Raw genomic sequence first — 14,208 nt, 5'->3', positions numbered from 1 at the left:
AGATGTATACGCAGAGGTTTGGGGATGTCGATGTTCTCGGCATCCAAGGCGTGTGTAATGTGCGGTTTAGGGCATTATATGTATATTGCGGTTCCAATGTCAAAATCAGCATGTGATCAGCGTTTTAGAGGTGTTGTCTAAACAATATGGGATTGGTGTGTTGCTTGTTAATACCGAGAATGGTAATATTCGTGTCGAACGCTCTGCAAGGTTTAACCGAACTGCAGTGTTACGTCGTAAACGAGGCTTGAGGTCTATACGCGAGGGAATTGAGGCTTTTAGTAAAGATCAAATTGGTGGTTCTAAGGGTGGAGAAACGATGACGAGTTATAAATACACACTAAATAGCATCAAGAAATGTTTGCGAGAAGAATTGCGGAAATATGAATATAAAAATGATGGATGGATGACGGTAGATCAAATTTTAGAATCATGTGAAACGTACTACGCTAAACCAAGGACTTCCGTTATGCAAATTCTTCGGTTTGATGATAATAAAACGTGGTGTGAAAGCAGGAAAGTGGGGCGTGTATGCTATTTTAGATACAAAGAAACCTTGAGAAAAGGGAAAATTTAGTCTGCTTTATGATATAATCTAGATAAACTTGAGAGAGAAAATATTTTTGGAGGGAATCTAGTGATAAAAGGTGCAATTGAACAAGTCAAAGAGATAAAAAAAATTACTGCGGATATGATTAACATTCCATTAACATATCTCCTTTTTTTAGGTGCATGCTTTTTGTTATGGAAGCCAAGATATATTGAGTTAATAAATGTTTCTGGCTGGATGCCAAATAATATTGAAGAAATTATTTTAGGGATTTTCAATATAGTTTATGGAAATATTGCTACAATATTGACTATTCTATTCGTATGTCTCCTTTTATTAACTTTGTTAGACCGTTACACTCCTATTTTCAGTTTTTTTCACTATTTTAAAGTAGAGTATGCAAATAATACCACGGTTGTTTGGAATCAATATAGCGCTATGAGAAGATTGCTAGCGATTATAGTAAGTTTAATCACGCAATTCTGGATATATTACTTTACAGTAAACGTTCTTTTCAATCCCTATGATTTCGCTGGGAATTTTTTTCTGAGTGAAACACCCCCTGGTGAGAACAGTCTAATTTTGAGCAAATATTTATCAGGATCTGCATTAGCGACAATGAATTTACTTTATGTTTTGAATATGTTGTGTGCTATTTATTTTATATTTAGGGCTATATTTGAGATTAAATTTACAACTAATAAATCATTTCTTAAATCAGATGATCTATCTCTTTACATAAAAATAAACAATTTTTATGCAACTAGTAGCACAAATGAACGGTTTGAAATGATGATTCTGAAGAGAGAGTACAGGAAAAAACAAGAATTTTTATTGGTGAGAGCACAGTTATCTCCAGTGAGGTATAGATATAATAATTATAATGAAAACTCTCAACGGATCATTGAGGAAATTCCAATCGGGAAGCGATCATACGAAGTTTTGGACAGAACTGATAATTTATCAGATATAGTTTATTACTTTGAGGCTCTGAAAGAAAAAAATAATAGTCAATTAAAATGTGACTGATTTTCCCTTCAGTATCAAAACTTATGATGTGAGAGTCTGAAGGAGATTACTAAAATCTGAAATGACATAATTTAGATATAATAGTGATATAATGAAGTAGAGTCTTAGGTAATAAACACTATAGGGAGGAAATATATATGGGGCAAGTAGCTGAAAGAAAAAAAAGTATTTATTTCATATGAATGGAATCAGCAACAATGGGTATTAGAGTTTGCAACAAAACTTCGTAGGGAAGCAGGTATAGATGTGGTACTCGATGTCTGGGATTTAGAGCCAGGCCAGGATAAATACTCCTTTATGGAATCTATGGTGACGTCAAATGAAGTTGATAAAGTTTTACTTATTTGTGATGCAAAGTATAAAGCTAAGGCAGATAGCAGGTCGGGAGGGGTTGGCACAGAGGCACAGATTATTACTCCTGATATATACAGTAACACATCACAAACAAAATTTATTGCCATAATTGCTGAGGGCTCAAGCTTTGGTGATGTTCCAGTATTTGTTCAATCACGGATTCATATCAACTTGTCAGATGATATAACATATGCTGATGAATATGAAAAGCTGGTGCGACATATTTATGAGATGCCGAAGGAAGTAAGGCCGGCTTTAGGGGGGTTACCAAGTTTCTTGTCCGCAGAAGAGTCAGTAGACACTTTTAAACTCCAATCTATTGGGAAGGATATTCATCGTGTTATTGATACTAATAAGCAAAAAGCTCAAAATTTATTTACTTCCTTCGTAGAAGAGTACATTGAAATTCTAACAGTAATATATAAGGAGACCGAAAGTATAGACAATGAAGAAGAGTTTTCAGATGAAGTGACCATGAAAAATCTTGAGAAAACAATTAAACTTCAACAACCATTGCTAGAGGCTGTGCAAGTGTTATCTGAAGCTGGTCTGTTAAACAGTGAAATGGTTATAGATTTTATGGAACAACACTTTGAGCTGGCATATAAATTAAAAATGAGTACAACTAGCAAAGAATATTATTTTGACCATATATACTTTATGATGCATGAGGCATTTTTAATTATTATAGTTTATTTAGTTAAGTACAAAAATTATATCGAAATAGGGAATATACTTAATTCTAAATTCTATTATAAAGGCGTAAGAAGAGATGTAGCTTATGGATATATACGGTTTAAGAGCGATAGTTTGAGCAGTCGCAATACCCGTCTGAAGTTAAATCGAATATCTATTCATGGTGATATTCTAAAAAAGAGATTTTCACCTAAATTCTTTGAAGAGTTAACTGTGGCGGATTTGTTGCTGTATTATGTGCCGATATTAAACCCTATACAATATCCGCAAGGGTGGTGGCCTGTAACCGCACTTTATGCTGATGAAAACAATATTACGTTATTCCGAAAATTAAAATCTAAACACCATTTTGAACAAATGAAATGTATTTTTAATATTGATAGTGAGGAATTTAAGAATAAATTGCGGACCGAGTCAATCGGATCGTTCCATTATCATATTCCTAGTTTAGTAGATTATATTGATGGTGTGGATAATTTATGCTCTGAAGTATAGTGATTATAATGTAGTTGAGTCAATTATGACACATGCTTTAAAAATTCTACAAATGATATTTATGAGGAAGAGATGTGGTATAGATGATTTTCTTTAGTCATAACAATAAGGATAAAATCGTGGTAGAACCTATAGCTGTCATTTTTGGATTTAAAAGGCGTTAAGCTTCTAAGCTAAATGGCGTTCACAGAGTTAGAGGAATACAAATGATTAGCACGAGTAGTATTCCTTTGTTCTTCGGTGTCAAAACTTATAAGTTTTGACACTCTTTTTCATGTGGGGTGTTTCCGTGTTCTTTGAAGTGTCATAACTGGGAGTCGAAAGTTTTAGATGAACCCAATATTAGCAAGGTTTTCTAGTGGATTAATGGGAGAAATACGCGACAATGGTTCTCCCATATTTACATATATAAGAAAAAAGAGATTGCTTCAACATGTATAATATGCTACATTTTAGTTTAGCAATGTAGCTAAACTACAAACTAAAAAGGGGATTAACAAGATGAAAAAGGGACTATCACGAGTACTATTAGTCATGATCGCCATTGCGATGATCGTGTCTACGATTCCAGCATACGAACCGCATGCGGAACAAGGCGTACCACCAACAGAAACAACGGTAGAAAGCACACCAGAAAAAAAAGAAGCTGCAGAAGAACCAACTGAAAACGAGGAACAACAAGACGCACAAGTGACAGAAGTACCTTCCGTGAAGGAAGATGGGGATTGGAAAGATCCTTACTATGATACCGTAAGAAGAACGAGAAGCGTTGCCCTAGAGAAACCAGAAAAAGCAACGATTAAAACCGTGTCGAATGGTGTTGGAACAGGGACAGGTGTGATGAACTTGTCATGGAAAGCGATGCCAGGCGCAACGGGTTATAAAGTGATTATTGGAAACGGCTATAACTACGAGTATTTTACGGTAGGGAATGTGACATCCTGGACGACGAAAGGCAAAGGTATTTTTCCTACCAAAGCAGAGTTAGACAAGGGATTGTATCGCTTCCATACCGATGGAAAAGGAACCGAACTTGCGAATGATCCGACTCAACTCTATGAGAATACCTTCAAAGCAGGGACGACGTGGACATTGCGCGGTCAAAAGAAATATATTGTGCGTGTGTTAGCGACGTATACGAGTGGCGATGGGCCAACATCAGATATTACAGAAGCCGTGATGCCACCAGAAACGTTACCAGCGAAACCAGAGAAATCGACAATCAAAACGACATCTAGTGGTGCGGGAACGGGAACGGGGCATATGGATATTACTTGGCAAGCAGTGCCAGGTGCTATTGATTATAAAGTAGTCATCGGTAATGGTTACAACTACGAATATTTTAATACAGAAAATGTGACCAATTGGTCAACCAAAGGAAAGAATATATTCCCAACACAAGCGGAAATAGCGAATAAACAATACAAGTTCCACCAAGATGGCAAAGGTGTAGAATTTGCGAGTGATCCACGTGCATTATATGAAAACGGCTACCAAGCAGGAAGTACCTTTGGCTTACGTAACCAGAAGAAATACATCGTGCGTATTCTAGCTGTTTACCCATGGGGAGACGGTCCAACATCGGATATCACGGATGCAATCATGCCAATCGAGCAAATGGCAAAACCAACGGTAACCAGTCATCGCTCAGAAAATGATGAGAGCACTGGCTACCTCAATGTAAGTTGGCAGCCTGTAACCGATGCGACTTCCTACAAAGTTGGGTTATTCAATGGATTTAACTATCAGTACGTAAATGTAGGTAAAACAACGAACTGGAGCACCAAAGGGAAGAAATTGTGGGCAACTAGCAGTGATATTACGAATGGTAATTATCAATTGCATACAGATGGAACAGGTAGCGAGCTGCCGATGGACCCAATGAAGACATATACTGCAGCGAACAAGGCGAATCCAAACGTGAATTATAGTGATCGACTGTTTTACTATACTCGTGTGATAGCTGTATTTGAAAATGAGGAGAGTCCAGTATCCGAAGCAACCACTTTGACAATGCCTTTGCCAGAAATGGATACCTTAGGTGTTAATCATGAATTAATGGATGAAAAGGAAGGTAAAGTTTATTGGGATTGGGAACCAATAGTAGATGCAAAAGGCTATAAAGTATGGCTGTTTGATGGTAAAAATTATGTGTCCTTCGATGTAGGAAATGTAAACAGCTGGACAACAGAGAATCAAGGCATATGGCCGACAAATCAAGAAATAGCACAAGGAATTGGCAAATTACATGAGGATGGATTAGGCAGCAATATCTCTTCTACTCCGAGTAAAGTATATGCCAATAATAAATCGACGTATAGTAGTAACATGATATGGTCAAAAGTATCTGCATACAATGATGAAGGTGAGACGATAGCCTTTTCGCAAGGGCTTACTGCTCCAATGATTAGTAATGCATATGTTGAGGAAATCGAACAACAAATAATGGAAGAGACCTTAGCGAATATAGATGTGGAAGAGGTGCAACATTTAGCGGAAGACATGGGGGTCTTAGTAAACGAAGAGGAGCTTGCCATTACTGATTCTCAGATGGTAAAATTATTAGAAAGTCAAAATATAGAAGTTCCAATTGAGCTAAAACAAAGCTCTATGCAACGTAAAACCGGAGTAACAAAGATAGTTAAAAAGAATGGTTACGTAACCGTCTATCTAAGTTCTACAATGTTAAAGGTTATAGGTGGCACCAGTGCAACAATCGCCGGAGTTTTAATTGCTGTTTCAGGAGTACTTACTGGGGGGCTTACGTGGATTATAGCAGGTGGTATTGTATCAACAATTTGGGTTGCTGGTTCAGAATTTATTAAACATGGTATTTGGATCAAATTCAAAAAAAATAAAAGAGTATCATATGGGAAACAGTAGAAGGAGGATGGAATGGAAAACGCTAAAATAGCTGTCATATTTGGCATATGCTTATTCCTGGGTGCTGCCATTCAGGTTATAGGATTTTTGATGCATAATAATATTTTATCTACAATTGGAAGTATTATTATGGTCTCTGGATCATGTTGGATGTTCTTCCAAGTGATACGTGAAAAAAAAAAGAAAATAGTGATTTCATTTCAAAAGGAAAGCAGTGATTTAATTGTTAAAAATTAAAATATTGCTAGCTATTTTGGTTATAGACTTTTGTTTTATGGGAATTATAGGAATATACAATGATATTTCCTACTTAAGTTATCTTTCTGTGATAGGGGTTATAGTGGCTGTAATTCTTGGTATGATTGTTACTGGGAAACGAAAGTGATGTAAAGAAAGGGGCACTGAAAGAATGTGCCCCTTTTCTTGTGTATCAAAAAGTGGATAGTTGTCAATAAAGTAGACATCTAAATAACAAAGAAACACTTAAAAATGGTGTAAAGAAAAACATAACCATAAAAAATGGTAGACTGGCTGGAAAATTACATCCTAAAACAGGTGTTAAATTTGATGCCAGCGGTAAAGCTATTTGGGGTACAAAATAAGCGAAGAAGGTAGTGAATAATATGAGTATTTGGGAAAAAGATAGTGACAAGCCAGGCCCGTTGACACACAAAAATATTGAATTAGCAGAAAAAACATTTGGTGTCACATTACCCAAGAGCTATCTTAAGGTATTAAAAAAACAAAATGGTGGTTATCTAAAAACGGATGCCGTTCATGTTGATTTTGTTAATGATGATGGTGAGGGTTTTATCTTACTTGATTCATTATACGGAATTGAACCAGATGAGGGTATTCTGGAAACAGAGTATCTTAAAGAAGAGTGGGAAATTACGAAAGATAATAGCATTCTGATTGCGGGGGATGGGCATTCATTTATAGCATTAGATTATGAAAGGAACCCCTCATCGCCTGAAATTATATATATAGACACAGAACGCGGTGATGTGCACAAAATTTGTGATGACTTTGATAGCTTGATGGACTTAATGTTTACGGTGGAAGATGACGATGATGAAGAACATGATGACATTTATATACCCACCCATGAAGAAATAAGAGCATGGGCTAGCTCAACAAACATGAATGAAGTAGCTAATGGCGTCTACACGTGGATTCAAGATTTTTCTATGGTAAAAGAAGACAACTTGTTATATAAGGCCTTCGCTAAAGTTTTCGATGAAGGAACAGAGCAGCAAAAAATTACTATTGCGGACGCAATGAGAACAGAGATAGAAAATGAAACGATTACAAACCAAACTTTGATAGATCTCTGCCTAACCTTACTAAGAAAAGAAGCTGGTTTAGATTTTACAATATACAAAGAAATGATTGAAGAACACTTAGCTGACAAGCGACAAGCTTAAAGCTAAATAGGCTAAGCATGTAAGGTTACGAGAAATGAGTTTAAGAGAGCGTATCATGAAAATGGTACGTTTCTTTATTTTATAGAGCATGTCAAAAAGCATGCTTTTTGATACATACAGAAAAGAATGGAAATCGCGTCCCAAAATATCCGGAAATGAATTTTGAAACATGTTGCTCTCATGGTATACTTTTTGATATAGGTTTAAAGAAGGAACTATTCATCAAAAATATGAGATAAGGAAGGCTGAATTAGGGATGAAGCTTAACCAAAAACAAATAGAAGAATCGGGAATAGCGGGATTGAAACAGTATTTAGTAAAGTGTCCATTAATAGATAGTGATTTACCAACTAATGATAAAACGGCTTCTTTTGATGGTAGTCTTACATTGTATAGTAAGCCAGGGCTAGCGAAAAAAGATATGAAGGGTAATATTCCTATTCAAATTAAATCGACGACATCTAAAAATGTTAAAAAAAACAAAAAAAAATATCTATATCTACAGCAGATTTAAGAAATTACTACAATCAAAATGGAGTTATTTATTTTGTCATTTATGTGAATCCAAATGAGCCGAGTGAGACGCATATATTTGTTAAGGATTTATTACGAATTGATATAAAAGAAATAATGGAGGGCAAAGATCATCAAAAATCTATAATGGTAGAAGTGGATGATATTGAGAGAATGTGGATGACTTTAGAGATGTGCTTGCAACATTTCTTCTTAATCAAGATTTCCAAACAAAACACAGCTTAGAAATTAATCCAGGAGATGGAAATGAAAAACTTATAATGAGGTGGGTGGCTGGACGGGCTAATCAAACTGATTTTTTGAAAAAGCATAGTGTACCTATATATAAGCAAGATGGAAATTTGAATATCCCTGTAGGTAGGGTTAGGCCTGAGAACATTCGTGTGATAACGATGAGTGAGGAAACAACAGTAAAGATAAAAACAGCTAATTCTAAAACTATGCAAGGGAAGAAACAAATTTTTGATAAATCTATCATGAAAATTTGGTTTGGCGAATGGGATGAAAATGCTATTGAATTAAATCTGGAAACAGGATATATAAAATTTAATACAAAACTAAGGGGAAGCATTGACAATATACTTGACATTTTGAAGTTAATAGAAGATTTAGAGAATGACGAAAGTTTATATGTGGATGGTGTTGAGTTGATACCTAATAAAAATAATAGTGTTAAAAAGACAGGTGTATTTGATGATGGGAATAATCTGCAGGAATATTTCACGGATTTAAAGAGGCTGTTACTCTTAAATAAAGTGCCGTTAGATTTTGAATTTTTTTTCGCTCAGTGATAGTGAACGAACTGTTTTAACTCAAATGGTTAATAGATTTTTGATACCTGGAGAAGATTCGATTAATGAATATGATTTTGCAGGGTATCGTTTACATTGTTTAACACTAGATAAGAATGTATTTAATATATTCGATGAAGAATTTATAGATAAAGTAGCTATATTTGTTGATTCAGGGGATGATTCCGAGCAAGTAAGAGTTAGCATATATACTACGTTGAAGGCTGATAGTATTGTTAGGTTTCCATACATTAATTATGACGGCATACAAAAGTCAATTAAAATGAGTGAATTGAATAATGAAAGGGTAAAAGAAGGTATTAATTTGTTAGCTTTTCAATTTATCAAAGCTTATGATCAGAAATTAAATCAAGATTTTTTGGATATTGCTTTAGACATATTGAATGAAATTCCGACTGCAGATGATCGAAATAGTGCGTTTGCAGTGATGAATAAAGCTCAAATTTTCAAAAGAAGGAAGAGCATTCCAATCGAATTGATTTCTGATCTTTTGAAAATTAGTGAGTATTACAAAGGGGACTCCTTAATTCAATTTGGGATAAGCATCTTATTGGATAATAATGAACAAGCAAATCAAATTTTTGGTCAGTTAAGTGAGGATGAGAAAGAAAATTATCTAAATATGCCTATCTCAATTTTTTTCAACGAAGAAAGTGGTGTATTGCCGTCCAAAACTTAAGATATATAGACACGTCTGAAAAAGGCGTGTTTTCTCTTTGAAATAAGCGATGTTTCTGTCTATTTTTTTGTCTAGAATAGAAGCCCTGTTAATTGTGATAATTGGACAAGAAAAGAAAGTATTTATTTTTCATGAAATTCTAACCTGGATCACAGCTACTTTTCTTCTTTAAGATGTAATATGAATGTATAAGCTAACAACAAGCAAAATCCATTTTCATACTTTTCCCCTGAAGCGTGAGAATGTTAACTCCCTTTTTGACCGTCGCGGTTACTCCCTTTTCCGCGGTGGTTTTTTTGTGCGCTAAAAATATGTCTGATAAGGGTGTACCCTAAATAGACACTTACGTTTTATTGATTTATGCTAATTTATAATGTAAAATTAGGGTGTAAAATAAATAAGCTACAAAAAGGAGTGATTTTGAGCATGAAAGTAGCATATGCACGTGTAAGTTCCACTGATCAGAATTTAGATCGGCAATTGGAAGAATTTAAAAGTCATGGCGCGGAGAAAATTTTTGTAGAAGAAAAAAATCTGGCGCCGATTATATTAATCGGGAAGAATTTCGAAAAGCGTTGGATTTTGTTCGCGAAGGTGATTTTTTGATGGTAGAGGCCATCGATCGGCTGGGTCGTGATTACGCCGAAATTATTCAAACGGTCAATGTGCTTAAAGAAAAGAACATTGGTCTGATGGTCACGAGCATGCCGTTGCTAAGTGAGCCGATTGGCGATCCACTTTTAGATCGCTTTGTGAAGGATTTAATTCTCCAGCTCCTTGCGATGATAGCAGAGCGAGAAAGAACGGAAAGTAAGAGACGGCAAGCCCAGGGGATTGCTATCGCGAAAGAAAAAGGAGTATATAAGGGCCGGCCAACTTTATATGCTGCAGATGCAAAGGACCCGCAAAAACAGGCAGTGTACCATCAAATTGTAAGAATGTTAGAAGAGGGGCTTCCTATAAAACAAATTGCAGAAAAAAATCGTGTGACACGGCCAACGATTTATAGAATCAAGGAAGAGCTAAATACTATAGAAGAAACATGTTATGAAATCGAGAAAAGGAAGTGATGCGCTAAAATTACTTCTCAATAGTAGCACCGTTAAAGATGGCGACAATAGTGATAACCATCAAACTACAGTCAAGCGATTGATGATTATTTTTTGCCGTTAAACCTTATTCAATATGGGTTAGTTTACTTTTCTTTGTTTTGTTGTTATAATGGAGTAGAAAATAAGATACTCATATTCACACCCAAACACCCTAGCTGTTACCGCAGCTAGGGTGTTTATTTGAGGTTAGAATGAAGTGTCGCCTACTTGTTGTTATTGCGCCGACCTTCTAACATGTGTTTGAAAAACGCAATTGCGCATCCAACCACAATCGGAGCAATAATACTTGAAAATAAGATACTCATATTTCACACCTCCCTTCAGCGAAAATGTTCGCCTGAAGGTAGACGACTTTTTTATTGTACCATAAGAAAAGGAATAGAAGTACTTTCAAAATGCAGATTTAGCATGGAATAGACAGTTAGATTTATAAAAATAACCCAGAGCAATCGACTAATTCGTGAGCCCTGGGTTATTTTCATTTATTTTTTTCTTCGGCTTCGATTTCAGAAACACTTTTGGCGGCACCTTCGGCTTCAAATTCAGGTTTTAACATCATCAGTAATTTCCCACTTTGACTCAATGCTACTTCAAAATGTTTGTCATAGATGCCGGCATCAAACCATGCATCCTTATCGTTATTAACATAGCCTTCCACATGTGGAATACCAGTTGGATTGATGGTAATATCGGTAAAATGAACAGATTCAATATCATCGTAATTATAGCGAATATACTTCTCGATACGAGGTTGTTCTTCTTTTGCAATCGTGTCGATCGCTTTTTCTTTTTGTTGATGATTCACAAATAGCCATCCCCCTGTTATTATAATAAGTAGTAGCAAAATTATGGAAGTATACAATATCCATTTTTTCATAGCGTCACCCCACTACTATTATAACATAGGGAGGAGTCTTTTTATGAGCAATATAAGCGAATTGCAGTATTTTGGCTTGTCAGATAATATCTATAAACATAAATATTTGAAAGTCAATGTTGTGGCTCCATTAACGAAAGAACGGGAAGAGAAATTGACAACGATGATTTTAGAAGATGCGTCTCGCTGGGTAGTAATAGAGTCAGTAGATAAAGACAATGGGCTACAGGCAGCAGCCGTTGTGCGTTTAAAAGAGTATCGCGATGTTTGCAATGGGAAATTGAAAAAAATTTGAAAATATCGTCTTTGTTTCGCGTGGATCGCAAGAATTGGCGGATTGGGAAACCAATGCAAGTTTGGCCACAAAAAAAATGCCGGAGTATGGGGATCAGTTTTTTGATTACCAGGAGTTTATCAAAGGAACATTGCGAAGCTATGATACCGAAGAATTTAGCTTTACAGGGCATAGTCTAGGTGGGGCACTCGCACAATATGGTGCTGTAAAATATAATAAGCAAGCCACCACTTTTGCCGCAGCGCGATCGTTTAATAAATTAACGGCAGAGGAACAACAACAAGCACGTGATGGTGCTTATTTCAACCAGATTAAGGATTATAGACATACTGGCGATGTCGTTGGATCACTGCCACCAGGCGCCTTTGTCTTTTATCAACAATTTATCAGTGAAAATGCGAGTGGTAGCGATCCGTACAATGCACACATGCCTACCGGATTTCGTGGTCAATTCAATAGCAACGGATCAGTGAAGCTTAAAATATCTCCAGATGACATTCAACGTAGCGCGCGGGAATTACACGCGATGGCCGAGGATATCACGAAGGTAATCCGAGCGCTAGAGGACTTCCGAGAAGATGAAGCTAGGGATATGAAAAAGCTCCAGCGTGATTTGGAAGATGCCACCTTTGGCGGAGAGTATGATTTGTTGATGGTTTCGGAAATAGACGATGCGATTCAGGAGGTCGCGGTACACAAACGCGAAGGGATTTATCGATTACATAACGATGATTTAACGGTCCAACTAATCGAAAATTTGCAATCACATCAAAAAGAATTGCTAACGTTTTCGGATGCAATCGGTCGTGCTGCGTATGAAATGCAACGAAATGATCAGGAAGCTGGCCAAGATTTAGCACGGTATCTCGGGGGAACCGTTGGCGCACTGAAAGCATCAGCAAGTGAATTAGGCAGTCAGTTGGCAAGCGTTGGGAAGGTGTAAAGATGGATAGACAAATACAAGAATTAGATAAAGCAATAGCTAAAGCTTTTGAGACAGGGGCAAGTAGCTTGGCATATGCGCTACAAGCAGATAAAAAGGAAATTGAAAGAGCCAGACAAAAAGCGAGAATGCAGCAGCAGGTGCAGAAGCGAACGAATCTGATAGCAGAGGAAAATTGGCAACAACTCCAGCGATTAAATGCGAGTTTTGACGGATGGCAGCACACGATGCAAAAGCTGGAGCGAAAACTAGATGAATCCTTTGAGAGTCGAACAGGGGAGGCTATCGTGGCCAAGTTGATTCAGGAGAGAAAATATCTTTGCCAGGATGATGCGTCTGATTTTGAGAATGTTATTCGTAGCGCTAGAATGTTTTAACGACATGGCCATAAAAGCAACCAATGAGCTAGATACCCTTAGAGGTGTCTAGTTTTTGTGTTGTATAGGCGCATTTTAAGGCGATTAAAATGTTTTGTATTGGTAAAGTGTTAGCTGATTTGATTCAGGAGCGGCACACTAAAGATAGTTCTTTTAGTGACTACTAAAAGCGAACGTATGTTTGTATAATAAGAGGGTGAAACAGTTAATTACGAAAGGATTGGAAAATATGGGGAATAGTGATTATATTGTTTTGGGAGATAAAAAATACTATAGAACGACGGCACCAATCCTAAGTGAAAAGCGATGGGCTGAAATGGAAAACTTGGTAAAAGATTCGATTCATGCGGATACTATACTAGAGTTTGTTTTATGTATTGGCTCATATGAGGAAATTATCCGAGGAAAAGCATTTTTACTCAATGAAAGCTTGAGATCTTTTCTAGTCAATCATCGTGTAATTATGGCAAAAGAGATTGTAGAAATTAGGTATCCTGAAAATAGAATTCAGCTGGAATTGGATCTCGAACTGGAGGCTGAAAAATATGAGTGGTAAACAATATCATAATATGAAAAAATGGCGTGGTTTCTTTTTGAGCCAGCATATTGAGCAATTAGAAAAAGTGGAAGATGAATGGGAAGAAGTGATGAGCGAGGAACTAGTTTATCAAGTCTTAAATAGTGTCATACAAAATCGTTCTACACTTGCTATTCAGCAGCATTCATCTGATTTATCGCCAGGTCCTTATATTATTGGCCGGATTGCGGCCGTCGAGGGTGATTTGCTACATGTGCAAACAAATGAGAATATTCAAGTCATCGAATTAGAATCGATTCGTTATGTTGAAGAACGTAAGTTTCAGAAATGGTTCGAAGCTTAAAAGGGCATTGTTCGTGTTTAGATGGAATTCTCCTGGTCGATCGCACGCTACAGCCGGACAAAATACGTAAAATATCCGAACAATACTCGGCAACGTTGGTTCTTTTTCGTCTTAAATGCCGAATAATAGTTGCTATGCAATTAAAAAAGCCAGTATCTAGAATACTGGCTGCTAGCACATAGAATGTAGCATAAACCCGTCTGAATATGCCAACATCATAATTCCATTATACACCATTTACGTAGAGAAGTGAATTAGAATTCA

At 36.5% G+C, this 14,208-nt stretch carries 17 protein-coding genes and 1 pseudogene; 16 read left to right on the top strand and 2 right to left on the bottom strand.

Going from position 1 to position 14,208, the window contains the following annotated elements; all coding sequences use genetic code 11:
* Positions 1-133: 133 nt before the first annotated feature.
* From PRIP_RS14030 to PRIP_RS18035, 11 genes and pseudogenes are all read left to right on the top strand, one after another.
* The gene (locus tag PRIP_RS14030; RefSeq protein ID WP_036101862.1) at positions 134-577 is read left to right on the top strand and encodes a hypothetical protein; all 444 of its coding nucleotides are present in this window, start codon (positions 134-136) and stop codon (positions 575-577) included.
* Positions 578-637: 60 nt separating this feature from the next.
* Positions 638-1,579 (top strand): hypothetical protein, encoded by a 942-nt coding sequence (locus PRIP_RS14025; RefSeq protein ID WP_036101860.1) that lies wholly within the window; start codon positions 638-640, stop codon positions 1,577-1,579.
* A 150-nt stretch (positions 1,580-1,729) separates the two neighbouring features.
* Positions 1,730-3,124 (top strand): TIR domain-containing protein, encoded by a 1,395-nt coding sequence (locus PRIP_RS14020; protein ID WP_077913027.1) that lies wholly within the window; start codon positions 1,730-1,732, stop codon positions 3,122-3,124.
* Positions 3,125-3,625: 501 nt separating this feature from the next.
* A complete protein-coding gene (locus tag PRIP_RS14015; RefSeq protein WP_036101856.1) occupies positions 3,626-6,007 on the top strand; it encodes a hypothetical protein in 2,382 nt (793 codons plus the stop codon).
* 12 nt (positions 6,008-6,019) lie between these two features.
* Positions 6,020-6,244 (top strand): hypothetical protein, encoded by a 225-nt coding sequence (locus PRIP_RS14010; RefSeq protein ID WP_036101855.1) that lies wholly within the window; start codon positions 6,020-6,022, stop codon positions 6,242-6,244.
* A 386-nt stretch (positions 6,245-6,630) separates the two neighbouring features.
* Positions 6,631-7,434, top strand: a complete 804-nt coding sequence (locus tag PRIP_RS16460) for an SMI1/KNR4 family protein (protein ID WP_052008950.1) — start codon at positions 6,631-6,633, stop codon at positions 7,432-7,434.
* A 256-nt stretch (positions 7,435-7,690) separates the two neighbouring features.
* Positions 7,691-7,948 (top strand): hypothetical protein, encoded by a 258-nt coding sequence (locus PRIP_RS14000; protein WP_036101854.1) that lies wholly within the window; start codon positions 7,691-7,693, stop codon positions 7,946-7,948.
* Positions 7,949-8,123: 175 nt separating this feature from the next.
* Positions 8,124-8,759 (top strand): hypothetical protein, encoded by a 636-nt coding sequence (locus PRIP_RS13990; RefSeq protein WP_149023840.1) that lies wholly within the window; start codon positions 8,124-8,126, stop codon positions 8,757-8,759.
* Positions 8,737-9,459, top strand: coding sequence for a hypothetical protein (locus tag PRIP_RS13985; RefSeq protein ID WP_036101850.1), 723 nt, complete (start codon positions 8,737-8,739; stop codon positions 9,457-9,459). The genes PRIP_RS13990 and PRIP_RS13985 overlap by 23 nt, the downstream gene beginning before the upstream one ends.
* 426 nt (positions 9,460-9,885) lie before the next feature.
* A pseudogene (locus tag PRIP_RS13980) lies at positions 9,886-10,529 on the top strand (recombinase family protein).
* A complete protein-coding gene (locus PRIP_RS18035; protein WP_277620103.1) occupies positions 10,507-10,632 on the top strand; it encodes a hypothetical protein in 126 nt (41 codons plus the stop codon). Before PRIP_RS13980 ends, PRIP_RS18035 begins: the two are co-directional and overlap by 23 nt.
* A gap of 142 nt (positions 10,633-10,774) precedes the next feature.
* On the opposite strand, the gene PRIP_RS17030 is transcribed toward PRIP_RS18035, so the two are convergent.
* Positions 10,775-10,876 carry a type I toxin-antitoxin system Fst family toxin gene (locus PRIP_RS17030; protein WP_149023839.1) on the bottom strand — a complete coding sequence of 34 codons (102 nt, stop codon included), beginning with the start codon at positions 10,874-10,876 and terminating at the stop codon, positions 10,775-10,777.
* Between the two features lie 173 nt (positions 10,877-11,049).
* Positions 11,050-11,376, bottom strand: a complete 327-nt coding sequence (locus tag PRIP_RS13975; RefSeq protein WP_241434189.1) for a DUF1433 domain-containing protein — start codon at positions 11,374-11,376, stop codon at positions 11,050-11,052.
* A 115-nt stretch (positions 11,377-11,491) separates the two neighbouring features.
* Here PRIP_RS13975 and PRIP_RS16455 point away from each other — a divergent pair, with 115 nt between their 5' ends.
* The 5 genes from PRIP_RS16455 to PRIP_RS13955 all read left to right on the top strand — a co-directional run bounded on the left by PRIP_RS16455 (position 11,492) and on the right by PRIP_RS13955 (position 13,944).
* Positions 11,492-11,743, top strand: coding sequence for a hypothetical protein (locus PRIP_RS16455; RefSeq protein WP_052008949.1), 252 nt, complete (start codon positions 11,492-11,494; stop codon positions 11,741-11,743).
* A gap of 4 nt (positions 11,744-11,747) precedes the next feature.
* Positions 11,748-12,686 carry a lipase family protein gene (locus tag PRIP_RS13970; protein ID WP_479494824.1) on the top strand — a complete coding sequence of 313 codons (939 nt, stop codon included), beginning with the start codon at positions 11,748-11,750 and terminating at the stop codon, positions 12,684-12,686.
* 2 nt (positions 12,687-12,688) lie between these two features.
* Positions 12,689-13,063: a hypothetical protein gene (locus PRIP_RS13965; protein ID WP_036101846.1), complete on the top strand. Its 375-nt coding sequence runs from the start codon at positions 12,689-12,691 to the stop codon at positions 13,061-13,063.
* 196 nt (positions 13,064-13,259) lie between these two features.
* A complete protein-coding gene (locus tag PRIP_RS13960; RefSeq protein ID WP_052008947.1) occupies positions 13,260-13,619 on the top strand; it encodes a hypothetical protein in 360 nt (119 codons plus the stop codon).
* Positions 13,609-13,944, top strand: a complete 336-nt coding sequence (locus tag PRIP_RS13955) for a hypothetical protein (protein WP_036101845.1) — start codon at positions 13,609-13,611, stop codon at positions 13,942-13,944. Before PRIP_RS13960 ends, PRIP_RS13955 begins: the two co-directional genes overlap by 11 nt.
* Positions 13,945-14,208 lie beyond the last annotated feature (264 nt).

This window comes from Paenilisteria riparia FSL S10-1204 (genome assembly GCF_000525995.1).
Classification (GTDB): domain Bacteria; phylum Bacillota; class Bacilli; order Lactobacillales; family Listeriaceae; genus Listeria_A; species Listeria_A riparia.
This window is presented reverse-complemented; position numbering and strand designations above follow the sequence as displayed.